This is a genomic window from Streptomyces sp. MP131-18 (assembly GCF_001984575.1).
GTDB lineage: Bacteria > Actinomycetota > Actinomycetes > Streptomycetales > Streptomycetaceae > Streptomyces > Streptomyces johnsoniae.
This window is the reverse complement of record NZ_LZNS01000001.1, coordinates 3,345,881-3,363,476: the sequence shown is the minus strand read 5'-3', so window position 1 is coordinate 3,363,476 and position 17,596 is coordinate 3,345,881. Positions and strand designations below refer to the sequence as shown.

At 74.3% G+C, this 17,596-nt stretch carries 15 protein-coding genes and 1 pseudogene; 10 read left to right on the top strand and 6 right to left on the bottom strand.

Annotation, left to right across the window (positions count from 1 at the left end; genetic code table 11):
* Nucleotides 1-4 precede the first annotated feature (4 nt).
* Both STBA_RS14970 and STBA_RS14965 read right to left on the bottom strand, forming a co-directional pair.
* A complete protein-coding gene (locus STBA_RS14970; RefSeq protein ID WP_077059727.1) occupies nt 5-736 on the bottom strand; it encodes a TetR family transcriptional regulator in 732 nt (243 codons plus the stop codon).
* A complete protein-coding gene (locus STBA_RS14965) occupies nt 733-1,575 on the bottom strand; it encodes a sugar phosphate isomerase/epimerase (protein WP_077059726.1) in 843 nt (280 codons plus the stop codon). Before STBA_RS14965 ends, STBA_RS14970 begins: the two co-directional genes overlap by 4 nt.
* 72 nt (nt 1,576-1,647) lie before the next feature.
* Here STBA_RS14965 and STBA_RS14960 point away from each other — a divergent pair, with 72 nt between their 5' ends.
* Together STBA_RS14960 and STBA_RS14955 are read left to right on the top strand one after the other, a co-directional pair.
* Nucleotides 1,648-2,520 (top strand): ABC transporter ATP-binding protein, encoded by an 873-nt coding sequence (locus STBA_RS14960; protein WP_079251931.1) that lies wholly within the window; start codon nt 1,648-1,650, stop codon nt 2,518-2,520.
* Nucleotides 2,517-3,254 (top strand): ABC transporter permease, encoded by a 738-nt coding sequence (locus STBA_RS14955; protein ID WP_077059725.1) that lies wholly within the window; start codon nt 2,517-2,519, stop codon nt 3,252-3,254. Before STBA_RS14960 ends, STBA_RS14955 begins: the two co-directional genes overlap by 4 nt.
* Nucleotides 3,255-3,264: 10 nt before the next feature.
* Here the strand turns inward: STBA_RS14955 and STBA_RS14950 are convergent, their stop codons facing one another.
* Nucleotides 3,265-4,197, bottom strand: coding sequence for a Ppx/GppA phosphatase family protein (locus STBA_RS14950; protein ID WP_077059724.1), 933 nt, complete (start codon nt 4,195-4,197; stop codon nt 3,265-3,267).
* A gap of 36 nt (nt 4,198-4,233) precedes the next feature.
* On the opposite strand from STBA_RS14950, the gene STBA_RS14945 reads away from it, so the two are divergent.
* The 3 genes from STBA_RS14945 to STBA_RS14935 all read left to right on the top strand — a co-directional run bounded on the left by STBA_RS14945 (nt 4,234) and on the right by STBA_RS14935 (nt 9,310).
* Nucleotides 4,234-5,166, top strand: coding sequence for a hypothetical protein (locus STBA_RS14945; RefSeq protein ID WP_216355929.1), 933 nt, complete (start codon nt 4,234-4,236; stop codon nt 5,164-5,166).
* Nucleotides 5,167-5,307: 141 nt separating this feature from the next.
* Nucleotides 5,308-7,173 (top strand): dihydroxy-acid dehydratase, encoded by a 1,866-nt coding sequence (gene ilvD / locus STBA_RS14940; RefSeq protein ID WP_077059723.1) that lies wholly within the window; start codon nt 5,308-5,310, stop codon nt 7,171-7,173.
* 115 nt (nt 7,174-7,288) lie between these two features.
* Nucleotides 7,289-9,310 carry a phosphatase PAP2 family protein gene (locus STBA_RS14935; protein WP_079251930.1) on the top strand — a complete coding sequence of 674 codons (2,022 nt, stop codon included), beginning with the start codon at nt 7,289-7,291 and terminating at the stop codon, nt 9,308-9,310.
* Here the strand turns inward: STBA_RS14935 and STBA_RS14930 are convergent.
* Nucleotides 9,307-11,475: a serine/threonine-protein kinase gene (locus STBA_RS14930; protein WP_077059721.1), complete on the bottom strand. Its 2,169-nt coding sequence runs from the start codon at nt 11,473-11,475 to the stop codon at nt 9,307-9,309. The two genes, STBA_RS14935 and STBA_RS14930, sit on opposite strands and share 4 nt — an antisense overlap.
* 208 nt (nt 11,476-11,683) lie before the next feature.
* On the opposite strand from STBA_RS14930, the gene STBA_RS14925 reads away from it, so the two are divergent.
* The 5 genes from STBA_RS14925 (at nt 11,684) to proC (ending at nt 14,739) form a co-directional block, all read left to right on the top strand.
* Entirely contained in the window at nt 11,684-12,202 is a 519-nt protein-coding gene (locus STBA_RS14925) for a hypothetical protein (RefSeq protein WP_077059720.1), read from the top strand.
* Between the two features lie 102 nt (nt 12,203-12,304).
* Nucleotides 12,305-12,637, top strand: a complete 333-nt coding sequence (locus STBA_RS14920; protein WP_077059719.1) for a winged helix-turn-helix domain-containing protein — start codon at nt 12,305-12,307, stop codon at nt 12,635-12,637.
* Nucleotides 12,634-12,921 carry a hypothetical protein gene (locus STBA_RS14915; RefSeq protein WP_077059718.1) on the top strand — a complete coding sequence of 96 codons (288 nt, stop codon included), beginning with the start codon at nt 12,634-12,636 and terminating at the stop codon, nt 12,919-12,921. The genes STBA_RS14920 and STBA_RS14915 overlap by 4 nt, the downstream gene beginning before the upstream one ends.
* 197 nt (nt 12,922-13,118) lie before the next feature.
* Nucleotides 13,119-13,877, top strand: a complete 759-nt coding sequence (locus tag STBA_RS14910) for a class I SAM-dependent methyltransferase (protein WP_077059717.1) — start codon at nt 13,119-13,121, stop codon at nt 13,875-13,877.
* A 55-nt stretch (nt 13,878-13,932) separates the two neighbouring features.
* Nucleotides 13,933-14,739 carry a pyrroline-5-carboxylate reductase gene (gene proC, locus STBA_RS14905; RefSeq protein ID WP_077059716.1) on the top strand — a complete coding sequence of 269 codons (807 nt, stop codon included), beginning with the start codon at nt 13,933-13,935 and terminating at the stop codon, nt 14,737-14,739.
* Between the two features lie 89 nt (nt 14,740-14,828).
* On the opposite strand, the gene STBA_RS14900 is transcribed toward proC, so the two are convergent.
* Together STBA_RS14900 and STBA_RS14895 are read right to left on the bottom strand one after the other, a co-directional pair.
* The gene (locus STBA_RS14900) at nt 14,829-17,393 is read right to left on the bottom strand and encodes an ABC transporter permease (protein ID WP_077059715.1); all 2,565 of its coding nucleotides are present in this window, start codon (nt 17,391-17,393) and stop codon (nt 14,829-14,831) included.
* Nucleotides 17,390-17,596, bottom strand: a pseudogene (locus STBA_RS14895) (ABC transporter ATP-binding protein); the annotation flags it as partial. The pseudogene STBA_RS14895 and the gene STBA_RS14900, both read right to left, overlap by 4 nt.

Genomic DNA, 17,596 nt, shown 5'->3' with positions numbered 1-17,596 from the left:
ACGGTCAGACGGCCGTGCCGGTGCCGGTGCCGGTCTCGGTCGTCCCGGGGGCCGGGCCCGGCGCCGACGGTGAGAGCAGCGGGGGCGGCAGGACCGGGCGGCCCGCGGTGCCCGTGAGGTGGTGCTGGACGACGGGGGACAGGCGGCGGATCAGGTCCTCGGCGTCGGCGCCGGCCAGCGGCTCGATCTTCAGGACGTACCGCAGCAGCACGGCGCCGATGAGCTGGGCGGCGGCCAGCTCCGCGCGCAGCTCGGCGTCGGGGGAGTCGAGTCCGCCGGCGACGCGGGCGAGCATCTGCGAGGTGACGATGCCGCGGAAGATGCCGGCGGCCGTCTCGTTGTTCACCGCGGATCTGACGACGGCGAGCAGGGGGCTGCGGGTGACCGGGTTCTCCCAGATGGTGAAGAACAGCCGGGTGAACCGTTCGCCGAACTCCTCCGGCCGGAACTGCGTGTCCCGCGACAGGCCCTGGGCCGCGGGTGCCGTGGCGTCGGCCACCGCCGCGGCGAAGACCTGCTCCTTCTTCCCGAAATAGTGATGCACGAGCGCCGGATTGACCTCGGCGCCGCGCGCGATGGCGCGGATCGACGCCTTGTCGTAGCCGCGCTCCGCGAAGACGGCCCGCGCCGAGGCCAGAATGCGGTCCCGCGCCGCAGGCGTGCCGTCGGCCAGGTCGGCCCGCGAGGGCCGTCCGCGCCTGCGGGCCGGCCGTCCGGTCGCCGGTTCGGTGCTCATCGGGTCCCCCCGCCGGCGCCGTGGTTCACCGCGGGCGGCGCGGTCGCCAGGTGCAGCCGGGTGAACGCGAGCGCCTCGGCGAGGTCCGCCCGCCTGGCCTCGGGGGAGGCCGCCCTGCGTGTGTTGACCTCGACGACGACGTGGCCGGTGTAGCCGGTGGCGGCGAGTCGTTCCAGCAGGGCGGCGCAGGGCTGGCTGCCGCGCCCCGGGATCAGGTGCTCGTCCTTGCCCGAGCCGCTGCCGTCCGCGATGTGGACGTGCCCGAGCCGCTCGCCCATGCGGTCGGCCATGGCCAGGGTGTCGGAGCGCGATGTCGCGGTGTGCGAGACGTCGAGCGTGAAGGCGGGGTACTCCTCCTCCGTCGGGTCCCAGCCGGGCGAGTAGGCCAGCAGCTCCCGGTCGCGGTAGCGCCACGGGTACATGTTTTCGACCGCGAAGGCGACGCCGCTCTCGTCGCCGAGCCGCCGGATGCCCCGCACGAAGTCGCGGGCGTAGGTGCGCTGCCAGCGGAACGGCGGGTGCACCACGACTGTCGAGGCGCCGAGGCGCCCGGCCGCCTCGCGGGCGCGCAGCAGCTTCCGCCACGGGTCGGTGCCCCATACCCGCTGGGTCACGAGCAGGCAGGGTGCGTGCACGGCCAGGACGGGGATGCCGTGGCGCTCGGAGAGGTCGCGCAGGGCGTCCACGTCCTGGCTCACCGGGTCCGTCCAGACCATCACCTCGACGCCGTCATAGCCGAGTTGACCGGCTATCGCGAAGGCTGCCGCGGTGTTTTCCGGGTACACGGAGGCGGTCGAAAGCGCGACCTTCGCGTCCGGAACAGGTACCTGATGTGCCACGGCGCCAAGCCTACGTGCCGGGCCCCGCTTCCCCGTTTGACCGCGGGCACACTCGGGAGGAAAATTAAACGCATGGTTAATAAACATCGGGAGGGAACCTCCCCGCCACCGGCCGTCCACGCCCGCGATCTCGGCGTCGTGCGCGGCGGGAAGCCGGTGCTGAAGGAGCTGGAGTTCTCGGTGCCGCGTGGCACCGTGACCGGGCTGCTCGGGCCTTCCGGCTGCGGCAAGACGACGCTGATGCGGGCGGTCGTGGGGGCGCAGGCTCGGGTGACGGGGCGCCTCGATGTGCTGGGCGAACGGGCCGGCAGCGCCGCGCTGCGCCACCGCCTCGGCTACGTCACCCAGGCCCCGTCCGTCTACCTCGACCTGACGGCCAGACAGAACCTGGACTACTACGCCGCCGTCCTCGGCGTCCCGCGCGCCGAGCGCGCGGACCAGGTCGACGCCGCGCTCACCGACGTCGACCTCCACAGCCACGCGGACGCCCTCGCGGCCAATCTCTCCGGCGGCGAGCGGGCCAGGGTGTCGCTGGCGGTGGCGCTGCTGGGCGCGCCGGAGCTGCTGGTGCTCGACGAGCCGACGGTGGGTCTCGATCCGGTGCTGCGCCGCAGCCTGTGGAATCTGTTCCACCGGCTGGCGGCCGAGCGGGGGGCCACGCTGCTGATCTCCTCGCACGTGATGGACGAGGCCGACCGCTGCGACCGGCTGATGCTGATGCGCGAGGGCCGCGTCCTCGCCGAGGGCACCCCCGAGGAGCTGCGGGCCCGTACCGGCACCGACTCCGTCGAGCACGCCTTCCTGCACCTCGTCGGCGACGCGGCCGACGACGAGGACAACGGCGGGACCGGCGGGACCGGCGGGACCGGCGGGAGCGGCGGCCGTCGGCGGGCCGCGGACCGGGCGGCCGGCCGCGACGGCAGCACGGCGGAGGTGTCGCGATGAGCCCGACCAGGACCCTGGCCACCGCAGGCCGCGTGCTGCGCCAGCTCGGCCACGACCCGCGGACGATCGGGTTGCTCCTGCTCGTCCCGGTACTGCTGCTGGTCCTGCTGTACTACGTCTTCGACGCCGACCGCGACTCGTTCGACTTCATCGGCTCGGCCCTGCTCGGCATCTTCCCCATGGTGACGATGTTCCTGGTCACCTCGATCGCGACGCTGCGCGAGCGGACCTCGGGCACGCTGGAGCGGCTGATGACGATGCCGCTCGGGAAGGGCGACCTGATCGCCGGCTACGCGCTCGCGTTCGGCGCGTTCGCGGTCGTCCAGGCCGGTCTCGCCACCGGCGTCGCGCTGTGGTTCCTCGACCTCGACATCGAGGGATCGCCCTGGTTCCTGCTCTTCGTCGCCCTGCTCAACGCCCTGCTGGGCACGGCGCTCGGCCTCTTCGTGTCCGCGTTCGCCGCCTCGGAGTTCCAGGCCGTCCAGTTCATGCCCGCGCTGATCGTTCCGCAGATCCTGCTGTGCGGCCTCTTCGCGCCCCGGGACACCATGCAGCCGGTGCTTGAGTACACCTCCAACGTGCTGCCGATGTCATACGCGGTCGACGGCATGACGGAAGTGCTCAACAACAGCGAACTTACCGCCGACTTCTGGCGGGACGTGGTCATCGTCGCCGGGAGCGCGCTCGCCGTTCTCGCGCTCGGCGCCGCGACCCTGCGCCGCCGCACGGCCTGAGGGCCGCCCCTCACGCCGTCCGCATGCGGTCGAGGCGGCGGAGGATCACGCCCTCCCGCAGCGCCCACGGGCAGATCTCCACCGTCTCGACGCCGAAGAGGTCCATCGCCGCCTCCGCCACCACCGCGCCGGCCAGCAGCTGCCGGGCCCGCCCCTCCGAAACGCCGGGCAGCTGCTGCCGTTCGCGCACCGGCAGCTCGGCCAGCCGCTGGCCGCACTTCTGGAGGTCGGCCCGGTGCAGGTCGCGCCGCACGTACAGGCCCTCCGTCGAACGCGCCGCGCCGGCGATCCTGGCCAGCTGCTTGAACGTCTTGGAGGTCGCCACCACCCGGTCCGGCGCCCCCAGGCGGGAGAAGTCCCCGACCACGCGGGCCACTTGCGAACGGACGTCGCGGCGAAGCGACCGCACGTCCGCGGGCGAGGGCGGGTCGCCCGGCAGCCGCGCCGCGGTCAGGCGGCCCGCGCCGAGCGGCAACGAGGCAGCGGCGTCCGGCTCCTCGTCAAGGCCGTACGCGATCTCCAGCGAGCCGCCGCCGATGTCGAACATCAGCAGCCGCCCCGCCGACCAGCCCAGCCACCGCCGCGCCGCGAGGAACGTGAGCCGCGCCTCGTCCTGCCCGGACAGCACCTGGAGGCCGACCCCCGTCTCGTCGGCGACCCGGCCGAGCACCTCGTCCGCGTTGCTCGCCTCCCGCACCGCGGAGGTCGCGAACGGCAGCAGATCCGCGACCCCGTGGTCCTCGGCGACCTCGAGCGCCTCCCGGACGGTGGCCACCAGCCGGTCCACCCCGTCGCCGCCGATCGCGCCGCGCTCGTCGAGCAGCTCGGCGAGGCGCAACTCCGCCTTGTGCGAGTAGGCCGGCAGCGGCCGTGCCCCTGGATGCGCGTCGACCACCAGCAGGTGAACCGTATTGGAACCCACGTCGAGAACACCGAGCCTCATGAACGTCCACGCTACCCCGCCCCTTACCCTGGCGTAGTGGCGAAGACGAAGAGGGCGAAGCCGGGCAGAACTACCCAGCAGTTCGACGGCGCGCGCCGCCGCGCGGCCGGCGAGGAGGTGGCGCTCGACCACCCCAGGGCGTGGGTCGAGTTCCCCGATCCCGCCGACGCGGAGCAGGTCTTCCGGTGCGACCTGACCTGGCTGACCTCCCGCTGGCAGTGCGTCTTCGGCCGCGGCTGTCAGGGCATCAGCGCCGGACGCGCGTCCGACGGCTGCTGCACGCTGGGCGCCCACTTCTCCGACGAGGACGACGAGCGCCGCGTGGCCGGGCACGCGGCGCGGCTGACGCCCGAGACCTGGCAACACCACGCCGAGGGCACCGGGGAGGACGGCTGGACCGAGCTGGACGAGGACGGTGAACGCCAGACCCGCCGCGTCGCCGGCGCCTGCATCTTCCTCAACCGGCCGGGTTTCCCCGGCGGCGAGGGCTGCGCCCTGCACACGCTGGCGCTGGGCGAGGGCCGCGAGCCGCTCGAAACCAAGCCCGACGTGTGCTGGCAGCTGCCGGTGCGCCGCACGTACGAGTGGGTCGAGCAGCCGGACGGCGAGCAGTTGCTGTACGTGTCGATCGGCGAGTACGACCGGCGCGGCTGGGGCCCGGGCGGCCACGACCTGCACTGGTGGTGCACCGGCGCGCCCGCGGCGCACGGCGCGAGCGAGCCGTTGTACCTCACCTACCGGCCGGAGCTGACCGAGCTGATGGGCAAGGCGGGCTACGACCAGCTCGCCGGGCTGTGCGAGCAGCGCCTCGCCGCGCGGAGCGCGCTGCCGCCCGGCGCGAAGCCGCTCCCGCTGCTGGCCGCGCACCCCGCCGACGCCGACGCCGACGCCGACGCCGACGCCGACCCCAACCCCGACGCCGACGCCGACCCCGGACCCGGCCCCGTTCCGCCCTCCGTCGCCGGGTGACGCCTTCCGTCGCCGGGTGACCTCGTCCGTCCGGCGTCTCGGATTCCGGTATGCGAGTCCCGGCAGGCGGGCGGAAGGCGTAGCCTCGGAGGCCCGGGCCACTCGGCTTCCGCAGGGACTTCGCAGGAGAGGACACGGATCATGGCGACGCTCAGGTCCCGCACAGTCACCCACGGCCGCAACATGGCGGGCGCGCGCGCCCTCCTGCGCGCCGCCGGCGTAGCGCGCGAGGACTTCGGCAAGCCCATCATCGCCGTGGCCAACAGCTTCACCGAGTTCGTGCCCGGCCACACCCACCTCCAGCCGGTCGGCCGGATCGTCTCCGACGCCATCTCGGCGGCCGGCGGCATCCCGCGCGAGTTCAACACCATCGCCGTCGACGACGGCATCGCCATGGGCCACGGCGGGATGCTGTACTCGCTGCCCTCCCGCGACCTGATCGCCGACTCCGTGGAGTACATGGTGGAGGCGCACTGCGCCGACGCCCTCGTCTGCATCTCCAACTGCGACAAGATCACCCCGGGCATGCTGATGGCCGCGCTGCGGCTGAACATCCCGACGGTCTTCGTCTCCGGCGGCCCGATGGAGGCCGGGAAGACCACCCTTGTCGACGGCACGGTCCGCTCCAATCTGGACCTGGTCCACGCCATGTCCGAGGCGGTCGCCGACACGACCTCCGACGAGGATCTGCTGCGGATCGAGGAGGCCGCCTGCCCGACCTGCGGCTCCTGTTCCGGCATGTTCACCGCCAACTCCATGAACTGCCTGGTCGAGGCACTCGGCCTGGCCCTGCCGGGCAACGGCTCCGTCCTCGCCACGCACACCGCCCGCCGCGCGCTGTACGAGGAGGCCGGCCGCACGGTCGTCGACGTCACCCGCCGCCACTACGAGCAGGACGACGCGACCGTGCTGCCGCGGGCCGTCGCCTCGCGCGCCGCCTTCGAGAACGCCATGGCCCTCGACGTCGCCATGGGCGGCTCCACCAACACCGTGCTGCACCTGCTCGCCGCGGCCGTGGAGGCCGAACTGTCCTTCGACATGGCCGACATCGACGCGGTCTCCCGGCGCGTCCCCTGTGTCTGCAAGGTCGCGCCGAACGGCTCGTACCACATGGAGGACGTGCACCGCGCCGGCGGCATCCCCGCGATCCTCGGCGAGCTCCAGCGCGCCGGGCTGCTCAACGAGGACGTGCACAGTGTGCACGCCGACTCGCTCGCCGAGTGGCTGAAGAAGTGGGACATCCGCGGCGGCTCGCCCGCGCCCGAGGCGGTGGAAATGTTCCATGCGGCGCCCGGCTGCGTCCGTTCCGCCAGCGCCTTCTCCCAGTCCGAACGCTGGGAGTCGCTGGACACGGACGCGGAGCGGGGCTGCATCCGCGGCGCCGCGCACGCCTACTCCGCGGACGGCGGCCTCGCCGTGCTGTACGGCAACCTCGCCGCCGACGGCTGTGTCGTGAAGACCGCGGGCGTCGACGAGTCGATCTGGACGTTCGAAGGCCCTGCCGTCGTGGTGGAGTCCCAGGAGGAAGCCGTCGAGGCGATCCTCGCCAAGCGCGTCAAGGAGGGCGACGTGGTCGTCGTCCGCTACGAGGGCCCCCGCGGCGGCCCCGGCATGCAGGAAATGCTGTACCCCACGGCGTTCCTCAAGGGCCGCGGCCTCGGCGCCACGTGCGCGCTGATCACCGACGGCCGGTTCTCCGGCGGCACCTCGGGTCTTTCCATCGGCCACGTCTCGCCCGAGGCGGCGGCCGGCGGCACCGTCGCGCTGGTGCGCGACGGCGACCTCGTCCGCATCGACATCCCGTCCCGCGCCATCGAGTTGAAGGTGTCCGAGGAGGAGCTGGCCGAGCGCCGCGCCGCCCTCGGCGGCCGGTACCTGCCCGCCTCCCGCGACCGCAAGGTCTCCCTGGCGCTGCGCGCCTACGCGGCCATGGCCACCAGCGCCGACAAGGGTGCCGTCCGCGACGTCGCCAAGCTGGAGGGCACGGTGGAGGGCACGGCCGGCTGACCCGCCCCGCGGGGGGCTCCGCACCTGCTGTCCCGGTGCGCCGGGTAGGTTCCCTTTGGGCGGCGTTCATCGGGCCGCCATGTCGTGGCAAGGCCGTGATGCAAAGGGCGCTGGGGTGGCGGAGACGGAAACCGGGCGTGGCCGGGGCGGGACACGCAGCCGGTACGCGGTGTGGGGGCTGTGGGCGGCGGCCGGGCTGCTGGCCGCCCGCCAGGCCGTGGAGGTGTGGCGGCTCGCGCCGGACGAACGGCTCACCGGGCTGCCGTCCGGGAGCGCGCCGCTCCACACCGGGAACGGCGTGCCCGCGCCGCCCGCCGCCGGACTGCTGCTCGAACCGCTCGGCGGTCTCCCGGCCGAGCACCGCGGCATCCTGTGGCTGCTCCTCACGCTGCTGACGGCCGCCGCCCTCGTCCTGGTCGCCGCCCGCGCCCTGCCCGCGGCCCACCGCCGGTGGGCCGCGCCCGCCGGCTTCTGCCTGCTGGTCGTCTCGCTGCCGCTGCGGGAGACGGCCACGGTCGCGCAGGCCGGGCTGTTCGCCATCCTGCTGGCCCTGGCCGGGTGGCTGCTCGCGACCCGGCGGGCCGCGGGGGGCGCGTTCATCGGCCTGGCCGCCGCGCTCCAGCCGCCGCTGCTGCTGTTCGCCGGTCTGCTGCTGCTGACCGGCCGCCGCCGCGCCGCGGGAACGGCGGGTGGCGCGTTCGCCGCGGCCACCGCGCTGGCGTGGGCGCTGCGGCCCGCGGAATCCGTGACGTTCTGGCTGCGCCACCTGGCCGGGGCCGGTCTCGGCGAGGCGCCGGACGCGGCGGCCAACCAGTCGCTGCACGGCGCGCTGCTGCGCCTCGGCGCGGCGGGCCCGGGGGAGATCGCGGCCTTCGCGGTACTGGCCACCGTGGTGTGCGGGTTCGCGCTGCGCCGCGCCGCGCGCTACGCGGGCGACGGGCAGCCGCTGCTCGCCGCCGCCGTCGTCGGCTGCGCGGCGCTGGCCGCCACCCCGGTCGCCGGGCAGGAGCAGCAGCTGTGGCTGCTGTGCGCGGCCGCGGGCCGGGCCGGGCGGCGCACCGCGGACCGCCCGATGTGGCCGGTGTTCGTGGCGCTGGCGCTGGTGCTCGAAGGCACGGCGCTGGTGCCGAAGCTGGAGTCGCTCGCGGTCGTCGGCGAGAACATTCCGCTCATCGCCGCCCTGCTGGCCGCCTGCGCGGTCCGCTTCCTCGCGCGCGGCTCGGAGCTGTGGTCGCGGCCGGTGCGCGCCGGGCTGGCCTCGCGGCCGAACCTGCTGCTCGAACTGCTCCTCATCCGCGTCGGCTACTGGGCGTACTCCTGGGTGCGTTCGTACGCCCGCGGCGACCGTGACACGGCGGAGGCGCACGGCCACCAGATCCTGGACATCCAGCGCTTCCTGCACATCGACATCGAGCACTCGCTCAACCGGGCCGTGGCCGCCAGACCGTGGCTGTCCGACGCGATGGACTTCTACTACCAGACGTTCCACTTCGCCGTGCCGCTGACGATCCTCGGCTGGCTGCTCGTTCGGCACCCGGCCGAGTACCGGACCGCCCGCCGCTGGCTCGCGCTGACCACCCTGTTCGGCCTCGTCGGCTTCTGGCTGTACCCGCTGGCCCCGCCCCGCCTGATGCCGGGGCTCGGCTACATCGACACCGCGAACGGCCCGCAGGACCTGAACGATCCGCGGTACGGGGCCCTGACCGGCATCACCAACCCGTACGCGGCGATGCCGTCCCTGCACGTCGGCTGGTCGCTGTGGTGCGCGCTCGTGCTGTGGCGCGTCGCGCCCTACCGCTGGCTGCGCGTGGCGGGCCTCGCCTACCCGCTGCTGACGACGGTCGTGATCATGGGCACGGCGAACCACTACCTGCTCGACGCGGCCGGGGGCGCCGCGGTGGTCGGCGCGGGCTTCGCGGCCTCGGCCGCGATCGGCCGCGCCCTGGCGCGCGTCCCCGGCGGCGCCCAGGACCGCCCCGAACGTCCCCCGGCGGCGGTCCAGTTGGCCGAGGCCCCGACCGCGGCGCCGAGCGCGGCGCCGAGCGCTGTGCCGGCCGGGAGCGCCCCGCAGGACCCGCGGCCGGCCGCGGAGAAAACGGCCCAGGGCCCCGCGGCGGAGCAGGGCGGCGGACCCTAGGTACCGCGTTCCAGCGGCTGGGCGTACAGCGTGTTCCCCACCGTCACCGCGTAGGCCACCCCGTCCGCGATCACCGGGGCCGGGGCCCAGCCGCCCGAGCCGGCGCCCGGGGTGCCCGGATGCGCGGCGCCCACGTGCAGCACCTCGCCGGTGTCCGCCGCCACCTCGTGCAGCCGCCCCTCGCCGTCCGTCAGGTACAGCACGCCGTCCACCGCGGCGGGCCGCGAGGGCTGGTCGGCGCCGGTCGGCCTGCTCCACAGCACCTCGCCCGCCACCGTGTCCACGGCCGTGACCAGGCCCGTGGCGTCCGGCAGGTAGACCACGCCGTCCGCCGCCGAGGCGTACGGCTCGGCGGACCGCGGCAGTTCCGTGCGCCGCCACGCGCCCGAGGACAGGTCGAGGCGCAGCACGGCCGAGACGACCGGCAGGTCCGTGTCGTGCTCCTGGAAGTACGCCGCGTCCGCGTCCATGCCCAGCAGTTCGGTCATGCCCACCGCCTCGGGGGGCGGCCCGACCGGCGCGGCCCACAGCTCGCGGCCGACGTCGTCCAGCAGCATCAGCAGCGGGTCGGCGCCCGTCGCGTCGGCGCGGGTCTCCACCAGCAGGCGGGACGCGCCGCTCGCCGACTGCGTGACGTACCGCCCGGGGGCCGTCCACTCGCCCCGCGCCTCGGGCGCGTCCGCGGCGTAGAAGCGCAGCGTGCTGTCGCCGTTCTGGAGGGCCAGGGAGCCGCCCACCCGCAGCAGGCTGCCGGTCAGCTCGGGCGCGTCGATCCGCCACTGCTCCGCGCCGTCCCGGCCGAGCGCGCTGACGCCAGCGGCGGACGGCGCCAGCACCGCGCCCTCGCCCGGCAGCGCCCCGGGGCCGCCGACGGCGTCGCGCGGGCCGCGGTGCCGGAACACCTCCTCGCCGCCGGACCCGAGCAGCACCGCGAACGCCGGTCCCTGCGCGCACAGCAGGCCGCCGTCCGCGGGCCGGCAGCGGAAGCCCTCGGTGATCGCGTCGTCGACGCCGAACTCCCGCAGGTCGATCTCCCACGGGCCGGCCGCGGCCGGCTCCGGCCGCTCGCCCCCGCCGTCGGGGACCGTCGTTCCCGCGGTGGCCGGGCGGTCCGGGTCCGCGGGCGCGGCCAGCCACACGCCGGTCGCCGCCGCCCCCGCCACGGCCAGCGCCACCGCGCCCGCCACCAGCCGCGCGCGCCGCCGCCCGGCGCGTACGGGCCCGGTCGCCGGTTCCCCGGCGCCGGCCGCGTCCGGCGCGGGCGCCTGCGGCGCCGCGCCCGCGGGCGGGCCGGCGGGCGGCGCGGGGTGGACGGCGTGGACGGTGTGGACGGTGTGGACGGCGGTATCGGCGAACGAGGCCATCCGCAGCAGCGACGGCACCTCGGGCCGCCGCGCCGGGTCCTTGGCCAGGCAGCGCGCGACCAGGCCCCGCAGCGGCTCGGGAACGTCGCCCAGGTCCGGCTCCTCGTGCACCACGCGGTAGGCCACCGCCAGCGGATCGCCGCCCGGCTCCGTGCCCGGCTCGAACGGGCTGTGCCCGGTCGCCGCGTACGCCACCACCGCGCCGAGCGCGAACACGTCCGCCGCCTCGGTGACGTCCGCGCCCGTCAGCTGCTCGGGCGCCATGAACGGCGGCGAGCCCAGCACCTCCCCGGCCTCCGTCAGCCGGTGACTGTGGCTCATCGCCCGCGAGATGCCGAAGTCGATGACGCGCACGCCGTCCTCGGCCAGCAGCACGTTCCCCGGCTTGAGGTCGCGGTGCACCAGACCGCTGCGGTGGATGTCCCGCAGCGCCTCGGCCAGTTGGGCGCCGACGCGCGCCGCCTCCGCGACCGGGAGCGGCCCCGCGGCGTCCAGCCGGTCCGCGAGCGAGCCGCCCGGCACGTACAGCGTGGCCAGCCACGGCGGGTCGTCCTCCGGGTCGGCGTCGACGACCGGCGCCGTGAACGCGCCGCTGACCCGCCGCGCCGCGGCCACCTCCCGGCGGAAACGGGCGCGGAATCCCGGGTGTTCGGCGTACTCGGGCCGGATCACCTTGATCGCCACCCGCCGCCCGGTCACCGTCCGTGCCAGGTGCACCACGCCCATGCCGCCGCTGCCGAGCCGCCGCTCCAGCACGTACTCGCCCAGCCGTTGCGGCACCAGGCCGCGGTTGTCCGTCATGGCAGCATCTCCCCCGTTGTGCCCGATGCCCTTGTGCCGGGGACAGCGTACGACGGCGCCCCGCGCACCGGTCCCCGGCGGGGAACGGGTGAGGAACGGGTGAGGAACGGGCAGGGGAACGGGCGGGGAACCGGCGGAACCGGCGGAACCGCCCCAACCGACGGAACCGGGGAGCGGCGCCGGAAACCCGCCCGTCATAATCGTTCGCATGTCCACCTCGCACCCGCAGAGCCCGCCGGACGGCGCGGCCGACGACGAACCCCGGCCGGAGCCCATCAGGTTCTACGGCGTCTCCTGGGTCGATCACAGCGGCGGATACGGGGCACGCCGCGCCGGGCTCACCGTGGCCGCGCTGCTGCTCGCGGCCATGGGCGGGACGCTGCTGTTCCTGGGCTACTCCGGCCTCGACAGCTCCGAGACCGCGGGCTGGCTGCGCGCCATGGTCGTCATCGCCTTCGCCATCTGCACCGCGATGGCCGCGACCCGCACCTGGATCAGGTACACGCGCCCCGCCCCGGAGAACGCGGTGGACGAGTCGGCGTTCCGCAGCATCAAGGTGGTCGGCTTCGTCGGCGTCTTCCTGGCGTACGCGCTGCGCAGCACCGTGGAGGCGCCGGGCGAGAAGCTGCGGCGGCTGGACTACGAGACGGCTGTCGCCCGGCACCGCAGGCGTACCGCGAAGCGTTCCGGGCACCCGGCCCGCAGGAGAAGGGGCAAGCGCGCCTAAGGGTTCCCCCTGAGCCGACCCGGACATGTGTCAGTTCCGATTGACAGGTGGGTGGGCCGCTGCGAGCCTGAAGACGCACCACCGGAAAGCGGAGGGGTCGCGATGAGCGGGGACGAGCTGCTGAAAGTGCTGGCCGCCCTCGGCAATCCGCATCGCATGCGGATCGTCGCCGCGCTCGCCGCCGAGCGGAATTATGTCAGCAGGCTCGCCCGCGAGATCGGCATGAGCCGCCCGCTGCTGCACATGCATCTGCAGCGGCTGGAGGCCGCCGGGCTCGTCGTCGGCACGCTGGAGCTGTCCGCCGACGGCAAGGCCATGAAGTTCTTCGAGGTGGCGCCCTTCATCTACGAACTGACGCCGCGCACCATCGCGGAGGCTGCCGAGACGGTCACGGCGACGGCCGACCGGCAGCGGCAGAAAGAGGAAGCGCAGTGAACGATTCGCTGACCACCCTGGCGGACGACCCCGCGGGCGTCTGGGCGGCCGGGCTCGGCACCGCAGGCGTCTTCGCGCTGCTCATCGTGGTCGTCTGGCAGATCGCCGCCACCTGGCGCGCCCGCATGCTCGCCTCGCGCGAGGACGAGTACAAGCGTCTGAGCGTCAAGTACGCGGAGCTGCTGGAGGACAACACGGAGATTCTGCGCCGCTACACCGACGAGCTGGGGGAGACCCGCAAGTCCGTCGCCTCGATGGAACGCATGATGCGCGAGCTGGACTGACGCACCGCGCAACGACCTTCGGAAACCCACAGCTGAGGAGCACCGACATGCGCGGCCTGCACCGACTCGTCCGCCGCCTGCGGCCGGCGCCGCGCGGCAACTACGCGAACGACGGCTTCCCCCTCGAACACCCCAGGCCGCGCCCCGGCACGGACCCGTCCGGTTCAAGGCGGTCCCAGCCGGGGAGTTGACCGGTCATGACGACCACGTCCGACCTTGCCACCTCGTTCGACGCCATCGCCGCCGAGTACGCCGCCCTGCGCCCCACCTACCCGCCCGCCCTCTACGACGCCGTCGAGGAGCTGTCCGGGCGGCCCCTGGCCGGCTCCGCCGTGCTGGACGTGGGGGCCGGCACCGGCAAGGGCGCCGCACCCCTGCACGAACGGGGCGCCCGCGTCGTCGCCGCGGAGCCAGGACCCGGCATGGCCGCGCAGTTCCGCGCCGCCCTGCCCGATGTGCCCCTCGTCCGCGGCTCGGGCGACGCGCTGCCGTTCGCCGCCGGCTCGTTCGACCTGGTCACCTACGCCCAGGCGTGGCACTGGACCGACCCGGCCCGCTCCGTCCCCGAGGCGCTGCGCGTGCTGCGCCCGGGCGGGGCGCTCGCCCTGTGGTGGAACGTGCGCGACCGTTCCGTCCGGTGGGCCGACGCGCAGGAACGGCGGCTGGCGGAGCGCCTGAGCGAGTTCCGCCGCGAGGACATCACCACGACCGCGCCGGCCCTGCTGCGCGGCCTCGGGCTCGGCCTGGCCCCCGTCCACCGGGAGGTCGGCTGGCGCCGCACCATCCCGCTGGCCGCCCACATAGCCAACCTCGCCACCCACTCCTGGCTCGCCGTCCTCGGCCCCGAGAAGTCCCGCCCCATCCTCGCCGCCGAGGAGGAGGCCGTGCGCGCCGAGTTCCCCGATGGGCAGGTCACCGAGGACTACACCGTCCGGCTCACCGTCGTCATCCGCTGATGCGAGGATGAGGACGCCCTTTCGACCACAGGGAAGCGAGTGAGTGAGCCCTCTCATGACCCACAAGATCGCCGTTCTCGGCACCGGGAAGATCGGTGAGGCCCTGCTCGGCGGCATGCTCAGGGCCGGGCGTGCCCCCGCCGACCTGCTCGTCACCGTCCGCCGTGCCGAGCGCGCCCGGGCCCTGCGGGCCAGGCACGGCGTGGAGACCGTCGGCAACGCCGAGGCCGCCAAGAACGCCGACATCCTGATCCTGGCCGTCAAGCCGCAGGACATGGCCGCGCTGCTGGACGAGCTGGCCCCGCACACCCCCGCCGACCGGCTGGTGATCTCGGCCGCCGCGGGCATCACCACCGGTTTCGTCGAGTCGCACCTCACCCCGGGGACGCCCGTGGTGCGCGTCATGCCCAACACCCCGGCCCTCGTCGACGAGGCCATGTCCGTGATCTCCGGCGGCACCCACGCCACCGAGGAGCACCTGGCGCACGCCGAGGACATCTTCAACGGTGTCGGCAAGACCCTGCGCCTGCCCGAGTCCCAGCAGGATGCCGCCACCGCGCTGTCCGGCTCGGGACCGGCCTACTTCTACTTCCTCGTCGAGGCGATGACGGACGCCGGCATCCTGCTCGGCCTGCCCCGCGACAAGGCGCACGACCTGATCGTCCAGGCCGCGATCGGCGCCTCCGTCATGCTGCGGGACAGCGGCGAGCACCCCGTCACCCTGCGCGGGGCCGTCACCTCCCCGGGGGGCACGACCATCAGCGCCATCCGCGAGCTGGAGAACCACGGCGTCCGCGCCGCGCTCATCGCCGCACTCGAAGCGGCCCGCGACCGCAGCCGCCAGCTCGCCGCCGGCGCCTGACGCCGGCCGAGTGCCGGCCGAGTACGGAGAACGGCCGCCCGGTCCCCCCACCGCAAGGGACCGGACGGCCGCGTCGGCAACGGACGCGTTCAGTCCGTGGCGATGGCCCGCAGCACGTTCATCCGCCCCGCGCGGAACGCGGGGAACAGCGCCGCCGCGAGGCCCACCACCGCGGAGCCCGCGAAGACCGTGAGGATCGTCGGCCACGGGGTCTCCAGCACCGTGAACCCCTCCTGCTCGAGCACCCGCTGCGCCGTCGCCCCCCAGCCGAGGCCGAGCCCGAGCCCGAGCAGCGCGCCGAACAGCGCGATCACCACGGATTCGAGTCGCACCATGCGCCGCAGCTGCCGCCGCGAGAGGCCGATCGCCCGCATCAGGCCGATCTCCCGCGTCCGTTCGACGACCGAGAGCGCCAGCGTGTTGACGACGCCCAGAACCGCCACGATGATCGCCAGCGCGAGCAGCGCGTACACGATGTTCAGCAGCATCCCGATCTCGTCCTCGAGCGCCTGCTTGTAGTCCGCCTGGTCGCTGACCTCGTACTGCGGGAACGGCGCCATGCGCTCCCGCAACTCCGCGTAGACCGCGTCCTTCTGGCCCTCCTCGGCCTTCGCGAACATCACCATGTTCAGCGGCATCTTCTCCGCCGGCAGATGCGCCCTCGCCGTGTCCGTGGACAGGTACATCGCCTGCGAGTCGATCAGCGTCCGGTCCGAGGTGATCGCGCCCAGCGTCAGCCGCACGCCCTCGTCGCCGCCGACGAACCGCGCGGTCAGCTCGTCGCCCACCGACAGGCCGTGCTCCTCCGCGAACGTCTCGCCCACCGACAGGTGGTCCGGCTCGTACGCCGCCGGCAGCTCCCCCGCCACCGTCGGCGCCCGCAGATCCTGCGCGTACGTCGGGTCGGCCGCCGTCACGTCCTGCGCCGTCGTCCTCCCGTCCGGGGTCGTCAGCTCCACCGACACCACCGTGTAGTCCGTGACGTGCGCCAGGCCCGGTGTCGAACGCACCGCCTCGGCCGCCTCCGGCGTGATCAGCTGCCCCGAGGTGTCGATGATGAAGTCCGCCCCCACGGAACGGTCCAGCTGGTCCGACGCGGACGCCACCACGGAGGAACCGACTACGGACAGCGAACCGACCAGCGCGAGCCCGATCATCAGCGCGCCCGCCGTCGCGCCCGTGCGCCGCGGGTTGCGCCGCGCGTTCCGCCCGGCCATCCGGCCCACAGGACCGAACACCCGCAGCACCACCGCGCCCAGCACCCGCACCACGCCCGAGGCCAGCAGCGGAGCCAGCACGATCGCCCCGAACAGCGTCAGCAGCAGCCCGCCGGAAAGGAACAGTGAACCTTCCCCCGACTCCTCGGCACCGGCCGCCGCCACCAGGCAGGCCGCGCCCGCCCCGGTCAGCACCAGACCCAGCGCCCCGCGGACCCGGCCCGCCGCCGCGTCCCCCGGCGTTCCCGCGTCCCGCAGCGCCGCCATCGGCGACACCCGGCCCGCGCGCCGCGCCGGCAGCCACGCGGCGAGCACCGTCGCCACCACCCCGACCAGCAGGCCCGCGACCGGCGTCGACCAGGTCACCGTCAACTCGGAGGTGTCCATGTTGATCCCGGCCGAGTTCATCGCCTTCATCAGGCCCACGGCCAGGCCCACCCCGGCCCCGATGCCCACGATCGAGCCCAGCACGCCGAGCAGCAGCGCCTCGGCCAGCACCGAACGGTTGACCTGGCGGCGGCTCGATCCGATGGCCCGCATCAGGCCGATCTCGCGGGTGCGCTGGGCGACCAGCATGGAGAAGGTGTTGACGATGAGGAAGACCCCCACCAGCACCGCGATCCCGGCGAAGCCCAGCATCGCGTAGCGCATCACGTCGAGGAAGCCGCCGACGTCGTCCGCCATCGCCTCCTCGTTCTCCGCCCGCGTGTCGATGTCGAACCCGCCGCCGAGCGCCGCCCCGATCCGTTCCTTCAACTCCTCGTCCGCGACACCGTCCGCCGCCGTCACGTGCACCGAGCTGATCACGTCCGCCGCCCCCAGCAGCGCCGTGCGCGCCGCCGCCGGTTCGAGCAGCAGGTAGGGCGCCCCCGGGTTGGTGCTGCTGAACTCCACCAGACCCGTCACCGTCACCGCGTGCCGGCCGGACACCGCGACGATCTCCAGCTCGTCGCCGATCGCGACGCCCTGCCGCTGCGCGGTGTCCGCGTCCAGCAGCGCCTCACCGGGGCCGCCCGGCTCGCGGCCCTCGGTCAGCTCCATCGAACGCTGCGTGTCCGGTCCCCAGTCGGCGCCGATCGTCGGGGCCCCGTTGGCGGACCCGACGCTCTCCCCATCGCCGTCCACGACCGTGATGCTGGTGTTGATCACCACACCCTCGGCCGACTCCACCCCGTCGACGGCCCGCACCCGGTCCACGACGCCCTCCGGCAGCGTCCCCTCGCGGCCGGTCTCCTGTCCGTTCTCCTCCTCCTCGGGCCCGACCGTCACATCGGACGCCGTGGAGGCGAAGAACTTGTCGAACGTGCTGTTCAGCGTGTCCGTGAACACCAGCGTGCCGCACACGAACGCGACGGACAGCACGATCGCGATGCCCGACAGAGCCATCCGCCCCTTATGGGAGAAAAAGCTCCGCATCGACGTCTTCAGCACGGTCACGACACCCGCCCGTGCGCGTCGAAGCGCCGCATCCGGTCCAGCACCAGATCCGCCGTCGGGTGCGCCATGTCGTCCACCAGCCGGCCGTCCGCCAGGTACAGCACGCGGTCGGCGTAGGCGGCGGCGACGGGGTCGTGGGTGACCATGACGATGGTCTGGCCCAGCTCGTCGACGGAGCGGCGCAGGAAGCCGAGGACTTCCGA